The 19,784-nt window shown below is 64.9% G+C and carries 19 protein-coding genes; 8 read left to right on the top strand and 11 right to left on the bottom strand.

The features are described from left to right. Complete coding sequence (locus tag CI15_RS31020) at nucleotides 1–1,560, bottom strand: S53 family peptidase (protein WP_062136143.1); 1,560 nt, start codon at nucleotides 1,558–1,560, stop codon at nucleotides 1–3. Between the two features lie 305 nt (nucleotides 1,561–1,865). On the opposite strand from CI15_RS31020, the gene CI15_RS31015 reads away from it, so the two are divergent. After that, nucleotides 1,866–2,378, top strand: coding sequence for a DUF1993 domain-containing protein (locus CI15_RS31015; protein ID WP_062136139.1), 513 nt, complete (start codon nucleotides 1,866–1,868; stop codon nucleotides 2,376–2,378). A gap of 37 nt (nucleotides 2,379–2,415) precedes the next feature. Here CI15_RS31015 and CI15_RS31010 read toward each other — a convergent pair whose 3' ends face one another. Next, complete coding sequence (locus CI15_RS31010) at nucleotides 2,416–2,742, bottom strand: YnfA family protein (protein ID WP_062136136.1); 327 nt, start codon at nucleotides 2,740–2,742, stop codon at nucleotides 2,416–2,418. A gap of 149 nt (nucleotides 2,743–2,891) precedes the next feature. On the opposite strand from CI15_RS31010, the gene CI15_RS31005 reads away from it, so the two are divergent. Continuing rightward, complete coding sequence (locus tag CI15_RS31005) at nucleotides 2,892–3,065, top strand: DUF1289 domain-containing protein (protein ID WP_062136134.1); 174 nt, start codon at nucleotides 2,892–2,894, stop codon at nucleotides 3,063–3,065. 63 nt (nucleotides 3,066–3,128) lie between these two features. Here the strand turns inward: CI15_RS31005 and CI15_RS31000 are convergent, their stop codons facing one another. Further along, nucleotides 3,129–3,809, bottom strand: coding sequence for a LysE family translocator (locus CI15_RS31000; protein WP_062136132.1), 681 nt, complete (start codon nucleotides 3,807–3,809; stop codon nucleotides 3,129–3,131). 153 nt (nucleotides 3,810–3,962) lie between these two features. On the opposite strand from CI15_RS31000, the gene CI15_RS30995 reads away from it, so the two are divergent. Continuing rightward, on the top strand, nucleotides 3,963–4,433 hold the full coding sequence (locus CI15_RS30995) for an Lrp/AsnC family transcriptional regulator (RefSeq protein ID WP_062136128.1): 471 nt from the start codon (nucleotides 3,963–3,965) through the stop codon (nucleotides 4,431–4,433). A gap of 86 nt (nucleotides 4,434–4,519) precedes the next feature. Next, a complete protein-coding gene (locus CI15_RS30990) occupies nucleotides 4,520–4,753 on the top strand; it encodes a hypothetical protein (protein ID WP_062136125.1) in 234 nt (77 codons plus the stop codon). Between the two features lie 82 nt (nucleotides 4,754–4,835). Here CI15_RS30990 and CI15_RS30985 read toward each other — a convergent pair whose 3' ends face one another. After that, the gene (locus CI15_RS30985) at nucleotides 4,836–5,312 is read right to left on the bottom strand and encodes an OsmC family protein (protein WP_062136122.1); all 477 of its coding nucleotides are present in this window, start codon (nucleotides 5,310–5,312) and stop codon (nucleotides 4,836–4,838) included. A 47-nt stretch (nucleotides 5,313–5,359) separates the two neighbouring features. Further along, the gene (locus tag CI15_RS30980) at nucleotides 5,360–5,728 is read right to left on the bottom strand and encodes a hypothetical protein (RefSeq protein WP_062136120.1); all 369 of its coding nucleotides are present in this window, start codon (nucleotides 5,726–5,728) and stop codon (nucleotides 5,360–5,362) included. Between the two features lie 151 nt (nucleotides 5,729–5,879). Here CI15_RS30980 and CI15_RS30975 point away from each other — a divergent pair, with 151 nt between their 5' ends. The 4 genes from CI15_RS30975 (at nucleotide 5,880) to CI15_RS30960 (ending at nucleotide 13,864) form a co-directional block, all read left to right on the top strand. Continuing rightward, entirely contained in the window at nucleotides 5,880–7,883 is a 2,004-nt protein-coding gene (locus CI15_RS30975; RefSeq protein WP_062136117.1) for a bifunctional DedA family/phosphatase PAP2 family protein, read from the top strand. A 575-nt stretch (nucleotides 7,884–8,458) separates the two neighbouring features. Further along, nucleotides 8,459–9,709, top strand: coding sequence for a phospholipase A (locus CI15_RS30970; RefSeq protein ID WP_241495994.1), 1,251 nt, complete (start codon nucleotides 8,459–8,461; stop codon nucleotides 9,707–9,709). A 296-nt stretch (nucleotides 9,710–10,005) separates the two neighbouring features. Continuing rightward, nucleotides 10,006–11,238 carry a hypothetical protein gene (locus tag CI15_RS30965; protein WP_174543276.1) on the top strand — a complete coding sequence of 411 codons (1,233 nt, stop codon included), beginning with the start codon at nucleotides 10,006–10,008 and terminating at the stop codon, nucleotides 11,236–11,238. 16 nt (nucleotides 11,239–11,254) lie between these two features. Beyond that, nucleotides 11,255–13,864, top strand: coding sequence for an ATP-binding response regulator (locus CI15_RS30960; protein ID WP_062136107.1), 2,610 nt, complete (start codon nucleotides 11,255–11,257; stop codon nucleotides 13,862–13,864). An 83-nt stretch (nucleotides 13,865–13,947) separates the two neighbouring features. On the opposite strand, the gene CI15_RS30955 is transcribed toward CI15_RS30960, so the two are convergent. From CI15_RS30955 to CI15_RS30930, 6 genes are all read right to left on the bottom strand, one after another. Then, on the bottom strand, nucleotides 13,948–15,465 hold the full coding sequence (locus tag CI15_RS30955) for an alginate export family protein (protein WP_420915889.1): 1,518 nt from the start codon (nucleotides 15,463–15,465) through the stop codon (nucleotides 13,948–13,950). Between the two features lie 76 nt (nucleotides 15,466–15,541). Next, nucleotides 15,542–16,237 (bottom strand): YoaK family protein, encoded by a 696-nt coding sequence (locus tag CI15_RS30950; RefSeq protein ID WP_062136102.1) that lies wholly within the window; start codon nucleotides 16,235–16,237, stop codon nucleotides 15,542–15,544. Next, entirely contained in the window at nucleotides 16,234–17,148 is a 915-nt protein-coding gene (locus tag CI15_RS30945; protein ID WP_062136100.1) for a VOC family protein, read from the bottom strand. Before CI15_RS30945 ends, CI15_RS30950 begins: the two co-directional genes overlap by 4 nt. Nucleotides 17,149–17,193: 45 nt before the next feature. Then, the gene (locus tag CI15_RS30940) at nucleotides 17,194–17,640 is read right to left on the bottom strand and encodes a DoxX family protein (protein WP_062136098.1); all 447 of its coding nucleotides are present in this window, start codon (nucleotides 17,638–17,640) and stop codon (nucleotides 17,194–17,196) included. A 1-nt stretch (nucleotide 17,641) separates the two neighbouring features. Beyond that, complete coding sequence (locus CI15_RS30935; protein ID WP_062136095.1) at nucleotides 17,642–19,531, bottom strand: amidohydrolase; 1,890 nt, start codon at nucleotides 19,529–19,531, stop codon at nucleotides 17,642–17,644. Between the two features lie 36 nt (nucleotides 19,532–19,567). Next, nucleotides 19,568–19,735 (bottom strand): DUF1427 family protein, encoded by a 168-nt coding sequence (locus CI15_RS30930; protein ID WP_062136091.1) that lies wholly within the window; start codon nucleotides 19,733–19,735, stop codon nucleotides 19,568–19,570. Nucleotides 19,736–19,784 lie beyond the last annotated feature (49 nt).

Raw genomic sequence — 19,784 nt, 5'->3', positions numbered from 1 at the left:
CTATAGTGCGGCCGCCACCTTCCCGCCATTGGGACTACCAAGTCCCGTGCAGGCGTCCCATCCCTTCGCCGCCGCGAAGCTGCCGTTGTTGCCCTGCGTGATGTCGCGACACACCCCCGACGCCTTGTACAGCTTCGCGTTGACGAAGCCGGCCGGCTGTCCCTTCGCCGCGTTGATCCGGGTGATCAGCGCCGCCCACAGCGGCGCGACCGCGCTAGTGCCGCCCACTACGGTTTCGGTGCCGTCGATGAGGACGCTGTAGCCGGTCATCGGCGATGCATCGCCGGCGACATCGGGCACGCCGCGCCCGCTGAGCGGCTTGCTGGCGCCGCCCGTCGAGGTGGCCGACAAACCCTGCTGCCACGCCGGCACCGGAAACGCGGTACTGACACCGCCGCCGCTCGCCCCGCCCTGCTCGCCGTCATTCCACACGACCTCATGCGTGATCGACGAACCGGACGCGCTCAGGTGCGTGCCACCGCAAGCGAGCACGTACGGGCTCGACGCCGGAAAGTCGACCTGGTCGCCGCCGCCCGAGCCGTCGCTCGACCCGCTGTCGCCCGAGGCCGCGCAGATCGTCACGCCGAGCGCCGCCGCCGACTGCAGCAGGCTGTTGAACGCCTGCATCGACTGGCTGGTCCAGACCGACTCTGGCGCGCCCCAGCTGATCGAGATCACCGACGGCTTGTTGGTCGTGTCGTGCACCGCGCGGCTCACCGCGTCGAGGAAGCCGGCGTCGCTGTTCTGGGTGAAGTACACGGCGATGGCCGCGCCCGGCACGATCGCGCCGACGATCTCGATGTCGAGCGTGACCTCGCCGTCGGGCCCGTTCGGGTCCCCGCTGGGGTGGTTGCCGCCCTGATCGACCCCCACCGATGTCACCTTCGGCTCGCTGACGCCGAGGTTGGAGAAATAGGTTTTCAGGTCCGACGTGTTGTAGCCTCCGCCAAGCTCGATGATGCCGACGCACTGGCCACTGCCGTCGCCTTGAGGAAACTGGTAGAGCGACGCGAGCTGCGGCGGGGTGAACGAAACCTGCTGGGCACGCGCCGCCACGAACGGTGGGCGAATGCGGAAGTGCGGCCGCGCCTGCGGCCGGTTGTCGAGCCCCAGCACCGCCTCGACCACGCCATGCAGATCGTCGGGCACGCTGATCATGCCGGTGCGGCCACGGAACTGGCCGGCCGAGTGGTGCTGGTAGCGCTCGAGCTTGACCTCGAACGCGCTCTGGAATTGCGCGATGGTGCCGCTCAGCACCACCGAGCGCGCCGCCGGATCTTCGCGCGCGACGGTGAGCCCATGCGCGGCCGCGAACGTGTGGACCTTGGCAATATCTTCGGGCGCGGCGCCGTAGTCTTTGGCGAGCGCTTCGCGCGAGAGCGGCTTCACGCTCGGGTCGCCCGCTTCGATGCGTTTCATCAATGCGTCGAACTGCGCCTGTTGCTGGCGGCGCAGTATCACGATGACCTCGATCTGCTCGGCGGGATCGCATTGCCCGATGACCGTCGCCCCCTGCTCGACCTTACGCTCGCTGCCCGGCAATGCATGCTTGGTGACCATGGTGTCGACTCTCCTGTTAGCGTGGCGGCGCACACGACCACTCGCCGTGCGGCCCGGCGGCGGGCAAGCACACCACGCGCCTGCGCGAGGCACATCGTTCGACGCGATACGCGGCAGGGGTTGTTCAAGAACTTCATCCAACCGTCCGACCAGGGCATTCGAACACAGTTCCGGCCCGCGCGGCAGTCGTCCGAACGGCTGATGCGCGGCGTGGATGCGACACGCTATGATGCTGGAGCGGCATTCCCGCCGTTCCATTGCCTCGCGCGCCGCCCGCGCGCACGATCGAGTAATCAGAGGAACCCATGTCAATTTCGATGTATCAAGCATCACTGCCTGTGCTGATTCGCGGCCTCACGAACCTGCAGGCCATCCTGGGCAAAGCCGAGGCGCACGCCGCCGCGAAGCAGATCGAGCCGTCGGTGTTCACGAATGCCCGGCTCGCGCCGGACATGCTGCCGCTTGTGCGCCAGGTGTATATCGCGAGCGATACCGCGAAGGGTTGCGCGGCGCGTCTCGCTGGCGTCGAGCCGCCGAAGTTCGAGGACGTCGAGCAGACGTTCGACGAACTGCAGGCCCGTATCCAGAAGACGATCGATTACCTGAAGGAATTCAATGCGGCGCAGATTGACGGCTCGGAAAGCCGCGCGATCACGCTGAAAATGCGGCCGGGCCCGATCGAGTTCACCGGACTGTCATATCTGTTCGGTTTCGTGCTGCCCAATTTCTTTTTCCACGTGACGACCGCATACGACATCCTGCGTCACAACGGTGTCGAACTCGGCAAGCTCGACTATCTGGGCGGGTTGCAGCAGTAAAGAGAGCGGGCGCGTCGTCGATCGTGCGGCGCCCTGCTCACGCGTGCAGGCGCGGCTGGAATGCGATCACCGCCATGCCGGCTAGCGTCAACGCGGCGCCTGCCACGTCCCACAGCGTGGGCCGAACCTCGTCCACGATCCACAGCCACGCTATCGCGACCGCCACGTACACGCCACCGTAGGCCGCATAGACGCGGCCCGCGGCGGTGCCGTGCAGCGTCAGCAACCAGGCGAACAGCGCGAGGCTTGCCGCGCCGGGCAGCAACAGCCATGCGGAGCCGCCCTCCTTCAGCCAGCGCCACGGCAGGTAGCAGCCGAGAATCTCGGCGACGGCGGTCACGACATACAGCAGGAAGGTTTTCATCGACGAACGTGCGAAAGTGATGGTGTGTGATGGTGTCGCCGCGCGGGCGCGCGGCCGGTGCTCTATCGGCTTTATTAACACAATCACTTGGCATCTTGCGCGCCGCGCGTGCGACAGTCGCGCTACTTCAACTCCGACGGCCACCGGTCATGAGCATCGAGTCACCCTGCGTCGACATCTGCAAGTTCGACGACAAAACCGGCTTTTGCATCGGCTGCATGCGCACCCGCGACGAATGCAAAAGCTGGAAGAAAATGAAGCACAAGCATCGCAGGAAGATCATCGAGGACCGGCCGCGGCGCGAGCGCAAATTGAAGAAGTGAGCGGCCGGCGTCGCCGCTTGCGAATGCTCACCGATTCATGCCGCGTCGCGCCAACTGCGCGCATCAATCCAGCGAAAGCCGTAGCGCAAAACCGATCAGCGCAGCCGAAAAGGTCCAGCGCTGCACCGTCTGCGCGAGCGGATGGGCGCGCATCCAGTGCGCGATCCGGGCGGCGCCGATCGCATACAAGGCGTCGAAGCACGCGCCGATCACGAGCAGCACGACACCGAGCTCGATCATCTGCCACGCCACGGGTCCCGCTTCCGGCCGTATGAATTGCGGCAACAGCACCGAGCAGAACAGCAGCGCCTTCGGGTTGAGCAGATTCGTCAGCAGACCTTTGACGAACGCGGTCCGCAACGGCCGCGCCGAATTGCCCACATCGCTCGACGCCGTGGTTGCAGCGCGCGGCGCGTCGGCCGCTTGCGGGTCGCGCGAAGCGGCGGGCAACGCAAAGCCAGGCGAGCGGAAGATCTGAATCCCGATCCACGCGAGATAGATCGCGCCGGCATAGCGCACCGCATCGTACAGCCACGGCGCGTTGCGCAGCAGCGCCGCCATGCCGCACGCCGATAGCGTCACGTGCGTGGCGCGCGACACCCCCAGCCCCGCCGCGGCCGCGAAGCCACTTCGCACGCCGCGCGCAATGCTGGTTTGCAGGATCAGCGCCATGTCCGGTCCTGGCACCGCATACACGACGACTAACGCCGCCATATAGACGGCCAGCAGGTGAGCGGAAATCATGGGAGCCGCCTTGTTGTTGGAGGCTCCATATTGCTATCGGAGGAGGAGGGTTTGCTGGCGAATTTCCGTCATCACGGCGCCGGATGTAGCGGAATACGCTAATATTCTCATAGACCGTAGCGCCTTCCACCAATCCCCAAAATGCCCCCAACCATGCCCGCCGACGACCTCGACAAAACCGACCGCGCGATTCTTGCCGCGCTGCAAAACGACGGCCGCATGTCGAATGCGCGCCTCGCCGAGACGGTCGGCCTCAGCGAGACGCCCTGCGCGCGGCGCCTGAAACGGTTGGAGAACGACGGCTATATCGACCGCTACCGCGCAGTGCTGTCGCGCGGCGCGCTGGGTCTGGGGGTGGTCGCGTTCGTGCTGGTGCGCTTCGCCGTGCACGACCGCGTGGTGGCGACGCGCTTCGAGCGCGAGGTGCAGGCGATCCCGCGCATCCTGTCGTGCCACAACGTGTCGGGCAGCGCCGACTACATCCTGCAGATCGTCGCGCGTGATCTCGACGACTACGGCACGTTCATGCGCGACGAACTGCGCGGCCTGCCTGGCGTGACGTCGGTGGAATCGGCGTTATCGTTGCGCGAGGTGAAAGCGTATGGCGGCCTGCCGCTCTCCTGAGCACGAACGTGGCATAGTCACGCCTTTATTCCCTGTTTGAAGCGGCGCGAGCCGTTCCGACGCAAATCGACACCCCCGGAGTTCCCATGGATCACGACCAGGCGCGAGCCGAAGAAACCGCCGCGATGGAACGCGTATTGACCGCGACCAAGCGGGTGCAGACGGCGTTCGCGTCGCTGCAATCGCAATTCCCGCCGGCCGGCAGCGGCAAGCCCTCGCAATTTGCGTTGCAGACGTTCGACGCCGCGCTGCAGGAACTCGAAGACGCCCAGGCCGCGTTCGACGAACTGCTCGGCGATCTGCTCGACGGCAATCGTTGAACACCCGTGAGCGGCTGGCCGGCGCCCCATCCTCCAGCCAGCCAACCAGCCAGTTCACACGCTTCGCGCCGCCGGTTACGCGTCAGCCCGCGTCCGCCACCACCACCGGTTCGCACAGAATCGGAAAGTTGACCGAGTTGGCGATGTAGCACTTCTGATGCGCGACGTGATGCAGATGCGTGGCCTGTTCGACGTCACCGCCCGCGCGAATCATCACCCGCGGTCGCAGCACGATCTGCGAGAAGCGGCCTGGCTGGGCGCTATCGAGCATCGTGCCTTCGGCATCGTCGCGATAGCCGAGCACGACGATGCCCGCGTCCGAGCACAGATGCAGGTACCACAGCTTGTGACACGCGCTCGCCGAGGCGACCAGCAGGTCCTCGGGATTCCAGCGCGTCGCGTCGCCGAGAAACGCCGGATCCGACGAGCCCGGAATGTCGGGCTTGCCGTCGGAAGAAATCACGTGATCGCGGCCGTAGTCGCGGTAGCCGGACGTGCCGCTGCCGCGGTTGCCGGTCCATTGCACCGATACGTGGTACTTGTGCTCGCCGTGCGCCATTCGCTTCCCCTGTTGTCGGATCGGACCTGCATTCTATCCGCGCCGCACTAGCGCGGGGGCGCCGCGCGGCCGGTCACGTTCGGCGCGCGCGGGTCGGGGTTCATGTAGAGCGCCGTGCCGTTCGCGCGCATGTTGTTGAGCGCGGCACCCGAACCCGTCTCGCCGCCAGAGCCGAGCCCATACGAGCCGCCTGCCGACATGCCGGGCGCCTGCATCGCACTTGGACTGACGCCGGTCCCGATACCCGTCACGCCCCCGACCGCCGTATTGCCGGTGGTGGTGGTAGGCGCAGTGGTGCCGGCTTTGCCGCCGGCCGGATTGCCCAGTTGTTGGGCGAGAACCGCTCCCGCGCTCCCAAACGTCAACAGCGCCGCAAGCAACGCCGAGCGCACCCTCCCATCTGTTGCTCTGTTCATACCCACCTCCCACTGCATCGAGCCACCGGGCCACGACATCTATTCTGAGCCGATCGCCCGAGCGCTGCAGCGGCGCCGCTGCCGCCCGCGCACACGGCGTGTCCGCGCGCGTTATGATCGATCGTTACGCCAGAACGGCCGATCGCGCACGATGGAGCACGCCTACATCCACCTTTTGCATCTGCTCGCCGGCCACTCGACGTGGATGCTCGCGGTCGTGTTTCTCGCCGCATTTCTCGAAGCGATCGCGGTCATCGGCACCTTCATCCCCGGCAGCACGGCGATGTTCCTCGCGGGCGCGCTGACCGGCACCGGCTCGCTGAGCCTTGCCTGGGTATTCGTATGGGCGATCGTCGGCGCCATCGCCGGCGACGGCTTCAGCTTCTGGGTCGGCGATCGCTACAAGGAGCGCATCGTCCTCCTGTGGCCGTTCCGCACGCATCCCGAAGTGCTCGACGCGGGTCAGCGCTTCTTTCTGAAGCATGGCGCGAAGAGCGTCGTGCTCGCTCGCTTCATCGGCCCGTTGCGCGCGATCGTGCCGGTCGTCGCGGGCATGATGAACATGCCGCCGCTGCGCTTCCTCGCGATCAACATCCTCTCCGCGCTGCTCTGGGCGCCCGCGCATATCCTGCCCGGCGTCGTGTTCGGCGCGTCGGTGCTGCTCGCGGGCGCGGTGTCGTTCCGGCTCGTCGTGATCCTCGCGATGCTGGTGTGCATCGTGTGGCTCAGCTTTCGCGGCGCGGGATTTCTGGTGTCGCACGCGAACGCCTGGTCGAGCGCGGCGGGCCGTCATCTCGGCAGTTGGGCATGCCGCCATCCGGGTCCGCTCGGCCGCGCGGCGCGTCGCATGCTCGACCCCGAGACGCCCGATGCGACCCACCTCCTGCTGACCTCGCTGATCGTGCTGGTGGCCGGCGCGCTTTTCTTCGGGGTCCTTGACGATGTCGTCAGCGGCGATCCGCTGACCACCATCGACCTGTCCGTCTACCACTTCCTGCAATCGGTGCGCACGCCGTGGGGCGACACGGTTCTCGCGGCGCTCGGGACACTCGGCAGCAGCGTCACGCTGATCGTGCTGACTGTCACGGTCGCCCTGTGGATGCTGCTGGAGCGGCGCTGGCGCACGATCACCTACTGGCTCGCGGCGGTCGTGTTTTCGCAGTTGCTGATTCTCGGCCTGCAGCTCGCGATGCACCGCGCGCCACCGAATGAACTGATGACGAGCCAGTACGTATTTCCGAGCAATCACGTCGCCGCGACGGTGATCGTCTACGGCTTTCTCGCGTTTCTGCTCGCGCGCCGGGTCGGCAAGGTCGAAGGCGTGCTGGTCGCGGGCGCGAGCACCATCGTCGTGATCGTGGTCGCGCTCTCGGGGGTCTACTTCGGCCGCTACTGGGTGTCCGACGCGATCGGCGGCGCGGCACTCGCGTACGTGTGGGTCGCGCTGATCGCGTTGACCGCGATGTGGCGGCATCCGCACCCGCCCGCGCAGCGCCCGTTCATGCCGCTCGCGGTGCTCGCGATCATCGTGCTCAGCGTCGGCCTGCAACTTGGCGTCGCGATGCCGACCCCGCCGGACAGCGCGCCGCAGCCGCCGCCCGTGCAACTCACCGAGGCGCAGTGGAAGCTCTCCGACTGGAAACGCCTGCCGTGCTTTCGCTCCGACATGGGCGGCGATCACAAGGAGCCGCTGACGCTGCAATGGGTGTCGGAGCCCGCTTCGTTACGCGAGCAGTTGCGCGCGCAGGGCTGGGTCGAGGGCACCGACGTGTCGGCGCACAGCCTGCTCTCGCTCGCCTCGCCCGACGTCTCGGCGGTGTCGCTGCCGGTGCTGCCCAAGCTGAACAACGGCGTGCCGTCGTCGCTGGTCTTCATGCGCGCGGGAGAATCGCGCGAGGAACGCTACGTGTTGCGCTTCTGGCCGAGCGGCTACGCGGTCGACAACGGCACGTCCGCCGTGCCGCTATGGGTCGGCACTTTCGCGCACGAGCGGCTGACGCGGCCTTCCTGGCCGCTGAACATTCTGCGCATCGACCGCGACGCGGGACCGTTCGACGCGCGCGCCAAGGCCGCCGCCGGGCTCGGCGCGATGGTCCTGGCGGAAGTCGATTGTCACGGCGTGCCGGTGTCCCTGCTCGTCTCGCCGATGGAATGAATGCCACGGCCCGGCATTCCCCTTTAACGCGTCGATAAAAAGACAATTGATGGGCCGCGTTCCGATCGACTCGACAACGCGTAATTGACGTAAAGCGAATCGCCCATTCGCGTGCAATTGCCATAACGGAAATGGCCGATGTCACTCCGGGGATATACCAGGCCGAAAGTGACACTCGATTTGACATTTAAACCTTCGTTGCGCAAATGCAACGACAGGTCCGCACCCATACCGCTTCTAATTCTTTTTCCACTCGCGCAATGCGTAATGGCACTGGCAGAATGGGCGAAAAACCCACTAGCGGGAACCGGCATGTATTGCCGCTTCCGCAATGAAACTCGCCGGCCCTGATTTTCCACCCAATTGCATGCTTTAACGCTATCGTCTCATTGCGACCTGAACTCGTAGACCAATAGGAGCTCCGTGTGCGGAATCGATTGATGTCTCGCGTGAAGAAAGACCGCCAGTCCGCCGAACGCAGCTACTGCTCGCGTGTTTCCCAATTATCTTCAAGTCCGCTTTCCAGTCCATTTTCCAGGCTCCTGCCGCGCCTTTCGCTTTGCATGAGTGCGCTGGTGCTCTGCAGCTACTCCGCCTATAGCGTCGCGGGCGTTTCGGTATTGCGTCCGCCGCGAGAAGCGATATCGAGCAGCCCACTCGAAGTAACGGTGGTCTATGCCGGCGATCAGCCCGGCGGCACCGAGGTCGACGTGCCGGCCCAATTGACCATCACTGTCAGCAATACCGACGTGACGCCGAAACCGTTGACGCTGACCCGCGAAAGCGGCGCGCCCGACCATCTGAAGCTCGCCGCCGGCGAACTGAAGTCGGTCCGCTATACCGGCACCTGGCCCGAATGGGCGCGCGGCGCGATGCAGATCGACGTACCCCAACTCGACGTGTCGCCCTCGTACGTGCTGCTCAGGCGAGCGCCACACTCCGGCAAGGACGCGGCGCTCGCGTCGGCCGGCGGCACCAGTGGAACAGCCGCGGGAACAGCCACGGGATCAACGGCGGGCACGGCAAGCGGCGAGCCGTCGTCGACGAATCTGATCGCATCGTCGCCCGCACCGTCGCGCCCCGATGCGCCGGTGCCGCTGATCAACACGTTTCTGAGCCGCTTCTCTGCCTACCAGCCGACGTACTTCGCCGATGGCTCGAATGGCGAGAACCTCGCGAAATTCCAGTTGAGCGCCAAGTTCCGCCTCGTCATCCCGGACGACCCGCGCTCTCGCAAATTTGTGGACAATCTGTACTTCGCCTACACGCAAACCTCGCTGTGGGATATCCGCGAGTACTCGGCGCCGTTCCGCGACACCAGCTATATGCCGGCACTGTTCTACTACCTCGAGGACACCGGCTGGAAGAGCAAATTGTGGAGCAGGATGGGTATCGAGACCGGCTACGAACACGACTCGAATGGCCAGGACGGTCCCGAATCGCGCGGGCTCGACTATTTCTACGTCAAGCCGATCTGGGATTTCGGCGACATCACCGGCTACCATCTGACCGTCGCGCCCAAGATTTATATCTATACGCACATCGCCGGAGAGAACCACGATATCACCGACTATCGCGGCTACGTGGATCTGCGCTTCATCTACGGCGCCCCGGAGGGCGCGCAATTGGACACGACATTGCGCAAAGGAACGCAGGGCGGCAAAGGCAGCATCGAAACCCAGTTCACCTATCCAATGGCGAAGCTGATCAACAGCCGCTGGGGCGGGTACCTGTGGCTCGGCTTCTTTTCCGGCTATGGCGAGGACCTGCTCGGCTACAACCAGCATCACTGGATTGCGCGAATCGGCTATAGCCTCACGCGCTAATCGGGAAGTCGACTGATATGCAAGCGAAAGGGCCGCCGAGCGGCCCTTTTGCCATTCGATGACGGCGCGCGACGCGCCGTAATAGATCGAAAGCTCTACCCCAATTCTTTGGAAGTCCGCCCAAAACCGCGTCCCAGCCGGTGGGCAGCCCTTCTTGAACCGCCCGTCAATTCTGTGTGAACGAACAGACGGGCATATCGGCGCGGATTTCTCTAGAGTTGATGGGTCGCCGGTCCAACCGGCTGCCCACGCCGCGCTGATTTTTACAGCGTTTATTCAAGACCAAGGAAAAACCAATGAAAACCGCTCTCCTTAAAGACGTGTCGACCGTTTCACACGAGCCACCCGGACTTCTTTTGCATCGGAATAGTGCACCGCTTGTGCTCAAGCACGAAATTCACCCGGAACAGATCCGGGATAGCCTGCCGGCCCGTCAAGGGGGAGTTGGTTTCCTGTTTCATGCGACCGACTGGGAAACCCTTTCGTTTTCTTTTCACCATGTTCGTGAACGCAGCGAATCATTCGAAGAGGAGCTGTGGAATACGAAGCCCTTCATCGCATCGCCGATCTATTCGGGTTCGCAGGTGATCGGCGCGAATATCGCCTGCCCGGTGCCGCTCGAAATGTGGCTCGGCAGCCCGCGCGGCATCAAGCGCTTTCGCGAGACGCAATTCTTTCCGGCGCTGGAGCTCGCCAGAAAGGCGGGCTTGAACATGGTCGCGATGGGCGCATCGACGCCCTACGCGTGCAACTACGGCGCCCTGCCGCGCCCGGTCAAACCACCGCACATCACCACCGGCCATGCGGCGACCGCGGCGATGCTGAAGGACTGGGCGATGCATTGCTGCGAGCAGCTCGACCTCGAGCTCGGCAACACGAAGCTCGCGCTGTTCGGCGCGGCCGGCCGGCTCGGCACGACAGTCGCGAAGTATCTGCTCTACAAGGATGCGCCGAAGGAACTGGTGCTGATCGATCTGCCGGACAAACTCAACCTGCTGATCGATCAGGCGAAGGAGCTGCTCGCGTCGGACCTGCTCGGCAAATCGAAAGTGTCGGTGCATACGTTCTGCCCGGACACGCCGCTGCCGGACTTCGACGGCGCGATCCTCGCGAGCAGCACGAGTGTGCCCTACCTCACCGCGGCCGATCTCAAACGCGCGCAGTTCTGGATCGACGACTCCCATCCGCGCGCGGCAAGCGTCGAAGCGGAACTCGCGTCTCGCGGCCAGACGCTCTATATTGAATGCTTCGCACGTGGCCCCGCCGGACTCGACACCGCCTTCCCGTTCAGGCTGCCGTCGACCCGCGACTGCTACACCTGTTTCGCCGAAGGATATTCGGCGTGGCAGGAAGGTATCGCATCGGATTTCATCATTGGTAGCCCGCCTGTGTGGTCGGTCTCTTATACTCATGGTCTGCTCAAGAAGTACGGCTTTTCGGTCGGACCGTTCCACGGCAAGAACGGCGATTCGCTCCCCGAAGGCGTCGAAGCAGATCAATGCAATACGCATGAATTGATGGGGTCCTAATGCACCTGGAGGCCTGATGGCAATACCGCGTGACAGCATGCGGGATATGCTGGAAAGAAGCAGATTCGCGATTCGATGGGGAGGCGCACTCGGCCTCCTGTGTCACCCCATCTATTACGTCGTCTGGACCTACATCCTTCCGCAGCCCTACGACAACCTGCTGCTGCGCCTCAGCGCGGCAGCCGTGTGCGTTCCGCTGCTGTTCCAGGCGCGCTGGCCGAAGCGCTACAACCCCGCGCTGCTGATCTACTGGCATTGCTGCCTGATCTACGTGCTGCCGTTCGTCTGCACGTTCCTGACCGTCAGAAACGGTTTCTCCACGATGTGGATGATGACCGAGGTCATGATGATCTTCATTCTGGCGCTGTGCATCGACAACCCCCTGCTGCTGATGACCTGCATCGGCATCGGCGTGTTTTCCGGCGGCCTCGCCGGCGTGCTCAGCGCGCCGGAGCCGATCGTCCTCAGCGCCCAGGACAAGTCCAATCTCGCGCTGCTGCCGGTGGTCGTGCTGTGCAGCATGGCGTTCAGTCACGCGATCAGCAAAGGACGCATCTTCGTCGAAAAGAACCGTGCGTTGCAGGCGCTCGCGGGTTCCATTGCGCACGAGATGCGCAATCCGCTGAGCCAGTTGCGGCACGTGCTCGATCGCGTCGAGGAAGCGCTGCCCTCGTCGACCGATAGGGGTGCGGTGCCCACGCTGACGGACGGCATGGCCTCGCTGATGTACAACCATCTCGCGCAGGGGCAATTGTCGATCGAGCGCGGCCTGCGCATCATCGCGATGACGCTCGATGAAGTCAGCGCGAAATCGATCCGCCCCGACAGCCTCGCTTATCTGCAAGCAGGGGCGACCACACGCAAAGCGCTCGCCGAATACGGCTTCGAAAACGACACGGAACGCGCGAAGGTGAGTCTCGTCGTCAAGCGCGACTTCGTGTTCAAGGTCGACGAGACGGTCTATCTGTTCACGCTTTTCAATCTCATCAAGAACGCGCTGCATCATATCGTCGCGTATCCGCAGGCGACGCTGACGCTGATCGTCGACCGCGACGCGGTGATCGTGCGCGACACCGGCCCCGGCATCGCACCGGAAATCCTGCAGCACCTGTTCGAGCCGTTTCGCACGGCCGGCAACGCGGGCGGCACCGGGCTCGGACTCGCTTACTGCCAGCGTGCGATGCGCGCATTCGGCGGCAGCATCGACTGCCAATCCGAAGTCGGCAAGTTCACCGCGTTCACGCTGCGCTTTCCACCGGTGGCCGCCGACGAAGTCGCTGAGCACGAGCGGCGCCTGTTCGAACGCGCGATGCCCGCGTTCAAGGGCAAGCGCGTGCTCGTCGTCGACGACGACGACACGCTGCGCGCCCGCACCCGCCGCGTGCTGACGAAGGCCGGCGCGTATGTCAGCGAGGCCTCGGGCGGCGAACTCGCGCTCGCCACGTTGCGGCGCGCGGCGCTGTACGACCTCGTGCTGATGGACATCAGCATGCCCGGGATGGACGGCTACACGACGACCGAGCGCATCCGCGCGGAACGCGACTGCCCGAACCGCAACGTGCTGATCGTCGCCTACACCGCCGAGCCTGGCAACGCGGTGCGGCTGCGCGCGCGGCGCGCCGGCATGGACGAGATCATCGGCAAGACGTCGAACGTGCAGGAACTGATCACCGCGGTGCAGGCGCTGTTCGATAACGGCGCGCGGCATCACCCGGGCGAGCTACCCGAGGGCTTCGCCGGCAGAACCTTCGTGATCGCCGACGACGACACCTACAGCCGGCTCGTCGCGAAGGCTTATCTGGAGCGCTGCGGTGCCAGCGTGATCGAGGCCGACCACGGTCAGGCGGTGCTCAGGAAACTGCAGGAAGACGGCTTTATCGACGCGATCCTGATGGACGTGAACATGCTGGGCATGAGCGGCATCGACACGACGAAGTCGATCCGCGCGCGCACCGATGCCTATGCAACGCTGCCGGTCATCGCGCTGACCAGTCATTCCGAGCTCGAAGCCGTGCAGACCTGCCTCGCCGCCGGGATGAACGAAGTGCTGATCAAGCCGGTGCAGCCCGGCTCGTTGTACGCGTGCCTCGCGCGGCAGTTCGGCAAGCGCGGCGCGCGGCTCGCGGACGCAACAGAGGAAATCGCCCAGAAAGTGGGCGCCACTGCGCCAACGGATTCTGCGGCCATGCCGGTGGCGTCGGCCGAGGCGGTGAGCGCACCGGTTCCGGCGCACCCCGCCCCGGTCATCGCCGAAGAAAACCTGCTCGACGAGCCGCACCTCGAGGAACTGGCCTCGCTCGATCTGCTCGACGAATCGTTCCTGAACGGCATCGAAACGATACGCTCGCTCGTCGCGCGGCTCGCGGTCCACAGCGCAGCCGACGATATCAAGGCGACCCACGTGGACTTGCACGCGCTGCTTGGCGTCAGCGGCAACATCGGCGCGAAGGCATTGCACGGTTACACGCGGCAGATCTATCCGCGCGTGATCGACGGCGAGTGGCCAGCGGAAACCGACTGGCTCGTACAGATCCACGCGCTGGGCGCGCGCTCGACCGACGCATTGCAGCGCTATCACGCGGCGGCGAAAGGCGAGCGCGATCATCGGGACGCGCTGAGCGATTGAGCGGGCGGCCGCGGTCGCCCGCCATGGAGCGCTGCGAGCGCGCGCCGCCCGGACGCGGGCGAGAATGCGGCGTGTATCTCCCGCTACCACCCGTACTTCAGTTCGATGCCGGCATAGTCCGCGTTGCGCCCGCCGGCCTGCCTGATCGAGTTGCCCACCTGGAAGTGCACGGCTTCGATGGAACCGATCAGATTGGCGGCAATCGTCCAGTCGGCACGCAGTTGCAGATACATGCCCGTCCACAGGCTGCCCTTGCCCGCAGTGCCCGGCACCGGTTGAAGCGGCTGCTGATACACGGCGTCCGCGGTCGTTTGGCGCCACTGAAAGCCCAGTGCTCCGAGCAGCGCGAGACTGGTCGTTGGTTTGAGCGTGATGGACGGCTTGATATGGATCAGATTCGCATAGCTCGTATAGCCCGCGAGCGTGAAGTAATAGCCGTTCGGAAACAATGGATTGAACGTCTCGAGCCGGCCGCCGTGCGGATGACGGTCGCCCGAAGCCGCGTCGACCTGCACGGAAACTTGCGGCGACCACGGCATGTCGAGCTTGTAGCCCGCGATCGAGCCGATTGCCCACGCGAGGATCGTGTCGTTGCCAACCGTCCCCGTCTGCAGCATTCCTTCGATGTCCCAATTGAAGCGTCCGTACGAGCCGGAGTAACGCGTGTCCCAGACATCGCGCCGTTCGGGCCCGCTCGCGTCGAGGTATTGCGCGTTGCTGCGGCTGTAGAGCGACCAGTAGCCGGACAGGTCCCCCGGGCCCGCCGACTTGCGCTCGAAACGCACCCCGCTGAACGTGAGGTTGCGGTTCGACACGTCGTCGAACACGGTGACGTCGCGGTATTGCACCGGTTGCGTCGCGTAGGCGATGAAGCGCCACTGCTGGTATTCGTAGTCGGCCCAGATCGCGTCGTAGGCCTGGCGCACATTGGGGCCGTCGCGCACGGAGATGAACCGCTGCAGGTCGAATGCCATTTCCTGGCGACCAACGCGAAACTTGAACGTGCCGCCGCCGAGCGCGCCCGTGTAGGTCACGAATGCCTGTTCGAGGTCGAGCGGGTTCTTGTCGACCGGCGTGACCACGTTCTTGCCAAACGGGCGCGCGTCTTCGAGTTGCACGAAGAACTGCCAATGGTCGGCGAGATGCATATCTGCGTGAACCTGAAGACGCTGGAGCAGATACGTATCCGACTGCGTGCCAATGCCGAATAGCGTTGCGTTATTGCTTTCGATGCGCTCGCGCAGGTTCATCCCGAGCGACAGATAGGACGAAGGGTCGGCGCCGAGCGGGATGTACTTGAGGCTGTCGAGCGGCTTGCGCGGCACGCAAGGATTCGCGAGCACCGACCAGTCTTCCTGCCAGCGATTGAACATGACGACAGGACGTTTGGCATCGCATGTGGCGCTCGGCGTCCTGGCGGCCGCCGTCGCACCTGAATCCGTATCGGCCGCGAGGCTCATGTTGGCGGCCGGCTGTGCGGGCGCATCGGCGCATGCCGCAGCGGCAAACACCAGCAGCAGACCCGCGCAGACCGTGACGCTCGCGGCCTTTTCGAATCGACGCCCGCGCCTTGCAGTCGACACCATGGTCTCCCTCGCCATTGTCCGCTTGTGTTGATATGCGCCCGCCTGTACGCGCGGCGGGCGGAATCGAGGCCATTCTCCCTGCGCTTGAAACTCAGGTGTGGCCCGGTGTGGCCGCGCGCTCGTGCTCCCCCGTGGTCAAGGCGAGCACCACGAGCACGCACGCCGGTGCGAGCAACGCCCAGAATCCCATATGGCGGTAACCCAACGCTCCGGCGATCGCCCCGATTGCGAATGCGACGATAGCCGGCAGCATCGTCGCGAAGCGTGCGCGTGCGATCTCGCGCACGCTCCCGGACGTGTCCGCCGAGAGCAGGTCGACCACATCGAGGATGGCTTGCGTGACGTTGCCCGTCATCACGGTATTCGGCACGCTGGGGCGCTTGACGAGCTTGGGATGCGCATTCTGTACACCCATCGCAAACGCGCCGACGATACCCGCCACCGTGACCGCGAGGCTGTCGGGCTGCGTGACGGGCGTCGCCCAGACGCCAGCCAGGCAGTAGCCGAACATGAGCACGGCCTGCACCGCATGAAGCAGGCGCGAGCCCTGGCGTGCGTGCCGCTCGGACAGCGATCGCACCAGCAGGCTACTCACGACCACGCCGCCGACGAAGGCGGGAAACACGATCAGCTTGAGCAATATGCCGCGGCCGAAGCCGGCCACGCCGGCCCCGATCAGCACGAAGTTGCCCGTCACGTGCGCGGTGAAAAGTCCGAACAGGGCAACGAAGCTCAGCGTATCGACGAAGCCGGCAATCGCGGAAAGAATCGTGTCCTCGGATTTCATTTCGCAGCGTTGGCGTGGATCTCGGCGATGTATCCGCCGGGGAACTGGACCATCGCGGCGTTGCGCCCGTCCGAAGTGAACGGAGGCACGAGCACGCTGACGCCTGCGGCCTTCGCCTTCTCCAGCGTCGCGGCTAGATCGGCCACTTCATAGCCCGTCGTTTCCCGGCCATAGGGGTAAGGCAGATGGCCGTTGGTCACGAGCACGGTGATCTTGCCGAAGCCGGACTCGATGCGCACGCGTCGATAGGTACCGTCCGGCTGTCCCACTTCGATGCCCGGCGCGTTAGCCACGTCGGACACCACCTTGCCGTTCGAGAACTTGACGAAATCGTGAACGAACTTATGCAAGCTGTACGGCGAAACGTAGACCCGATTCTCCGGAATCCTCTCCAACGGTTCGTAGTTCGGCGCCTGGGTATGCCAGTAGAGCTGCATGTTCACGCCGCCCCCCCAGCGGATGACCGCGTCGCGGCCGATCGGGTCGGGGAACGTGTCGACGATCACATCCGCGCCGTGGTCGCGCGCCACTTTCATGGCCGTGTCCATGTTGGTCACGAGGTAGCCCGTGCGCTCCGCGCCGAACGGCCAGGGAATCGGCGTCTTGAAGCCGAACACCGAAATCGTGCCCGACGGCGTGAAGACGAGTTGCGACATCGTCTGGCTCGGTGTGGGCGTGACCTGAAATACGCCCTGCTTCGACTTGCTGCCGCCGAACGTCGCGACGAAGCTGTCGGTGAACCGGTCGAAATCTTCGGGTGCGACGTACACGTGCGTCGTGTCGTATTGCGGACCGACGGCAAGCGTCGGCGTTGCGGCGGTCGGGACGGGCGGCTTCGCGAACGAGACTGGCGCGGCGGCGAGAGCGGCCGCGATCGTCAGGCCAAGCAATGCGGAGCGAATCGTTCTCATGACGGGGTTCCCCTGTTGTTTCAGCTGACTTTCGAATCGATCAGATCAGTCGCGGTCGCCGTCAGCCGCATGCTTGACATCGCCAAGCATGGTCGCGAGCACGAGCGCAGCGATCAGCCCTACGTGCTCGAAGAAGCTGTTGAGCGCCATGAAGCGCGCGGTGCCGGTCTGATTCCAGAAATCGTTGGCCACGACCATCGCGACGACGGTCAGCACGGCGAGTCCGCCGGCGCCGAGCCATGTATAGCGCCGAAATACCACGCACAGCGAACCAACGATCTCGACCGCCACCGCGAGCGCAGCCCAGAGCGCGGGCGGATGCAGGCCGAAATGCGCCTGCTCCGCGATCGCGCTGTCGAAGTTCAGCGCCTTGTTCACGCCGCCTATCAGGTAGGCCGAGACGAGAGCGAGGCGCACGAGCGGCGCCACCCACGGTTGCGCAAGGATCCCCCGGATCCATATCGGACTGCTGCTGCCGCTCAGCGCCGTCATCTCAGATTGCCCAGCAGGAGCAACCAAACGCGCCCCAGAACGCCTGTGCATCTGCGGCGGGCAGCGCGCCGCCCCATGCGCCCGCGTGCCCATGACCGTGCACGTTGCATGCGCGCGCACAGCCGCACGCCGCAGCCGCCGCGGCACGTTGCAGCGGGGCGCTGCCGTTCTGCGCCGCGCCCCATGCACCGTAACCGCCGTAGCGTCGCACCGGCGACCAGTCCGGCATCGCCGGCGGAATCGGCGCGTCGTATTGCGAGAACGGCCCCGCGCCCCAGACGATCCGGCCGCCGACCACCGTCAACAAGGCCGTGGTGGCGGCGATATCGTCTTCGGCGCAGGCGAAGAAGTCGCGGTCCGGCACCATCAGATCCGCCAGTTGCCCGACCGCGATGCGGCCTTTGCGGCCCTCCTCGTTCGAGAACCAGGTCACATATTCCGTCCACATGCGCAGCGCCGTTTCGCGATCGAGCAGGTTGCGTCGCGGATACATACGCAAGCCCGCGACCGTCTTGCCGCTGACGAGCCACGCGAGCGACACCCACGGGTTGTACGAAGCGACGCGGGTCGCGTCGGTGCCGGCCGAAACCTTGATGCCCTTGGCGAGCATCTTCGCGACCGGCGGCGTGGCTTCCGCTGCTTGCGCACCGTAGCGCTCGACGAAGTACTCGCCCTGGTAGGCCATGCGGTGCTGCACCGCGATGCCGCCGCCCAACGCCGCAATCCGATCCATCGATCGCTCGGAAACCGTTTCCGCGTGATCGAAGAACCAGTTCAGGCCTTGGAGCGGGATCTCCTTGTTCACCTTCTCGAACACGTCGAGCGCGCGGCTGATGGTTTCGTCGTAAGTGGCGTGCAGCCGCCAGGGCCAGCGGTTCTGCGCGAGCACGCGCACCACGCCTTCGAGTTCGCCTTCCATCTCGGGCGCCAACTCCGGACGCGCCACCCGAAAGTCCTCGAAGTCGGCTGCGGAAAACACCAGCATTTCGCCGCCGCCGTTGTGGCGGAAGTAGTCCGTGCCGTCGTGATACTTGACCGTGCTGGTCCAGTTCACGAAGTCTTCCTTCTCGGCCTTCGGCTTTTGCGTGAAGAGGTTGTACGCGATGCGAATGGTCATCTCGCCCGCGTCGTGCAGCTTGCGGATGACTTCGTAATCGTCGGGGAAGTTCTGCGAGCCGCCGCCCGCGTCGATCGCGCCGGTCACGCCGAGCCGATTGAGTTCGCGCATGAAATGTCGCGTCGAGTTGTACTGATACTCGGAGGGCAGCTTCGGGCCTTTCGCCAGCGTGGCGTAGAGAATCGCGGCATTCGGATTGGCGAGCAGCAAGCCGGTGGGATGGCCCGCGTCGTCACGCAGGATCTTGCCTCCCGGCGGCTCCGGCGTGTCTTTCGTATAGCCGACCACACGCAGCGCGGCGGCATTGAGCAGCGCGCGGTCATACAGATGCAGGATGAACACCGGCGTATCGGGCGCGGCCGCATTGAGCTCCTCGATGGTCGGCAAGCGCTTTTCCGTGAACTGGTGCTCGGTGAAGCCGCCGACCACCCGCACCCATTGCGGCGCGGGCGTGATCGCGACCTGCTGCCTGAGCATCTCCATGGCAACGGCGAGCGAGGGTACACCGTCCCAGCGCAGCTCCATGTTGTAGTTGAGGCCGCCGCGGATCAGGTGCAAATGGTTGTCGATCAGGCCCGGCAACACGGGCCGATTACCCAAATCGACGACCCGGGTCGAGCGGCCGGCAAGCGGCATGACCTCGGCATCGCTGCCGACCGCCACGAAGCGGCCATCGGCGATTGCCGCTGCCGTCGCGGTGGGGTTCGTCGGGTCCAGCGTGGTGAATCGCCCGTTATGAAGAATCAGGTCGGGTTGATTGCCGGTTGTGCTCATGTGCGCTCCTCGCTTCGCTCACTATGCTCAGTTCAATCAAAGTCCGAACAACTGCCGGAGGGCGGGGATGGCTTGCACGCCGATCACCATGCCCAGCAAGCCGATCAGGGCAACCAGCGGCGGCGCGGGCGAACGGACCTTGATCGCGCTGTAGATCACGCCTACCAGCAGCCCTGCCCCCAGTGAAACGAGATACGGTTTCATATGATCGCCCTCTCCGACAGCATAGAATGCAGATGATTACATCCCGGTC

Source organism: Paraburkholderia monticola (assembly GCF_001580545.1).
GTDB lineage: Bacteria > Pseudomonadota > Gammaproteobacteria > Burkholderiales > Burkholderiaceae > Paraburkholderia > Paraburkholderia monticola.
The sequence above is the reverse complement of the archived record's forward strand: the minus strand, read 5'-3'. Positions and strand labels throughout refer to the sequence as shown.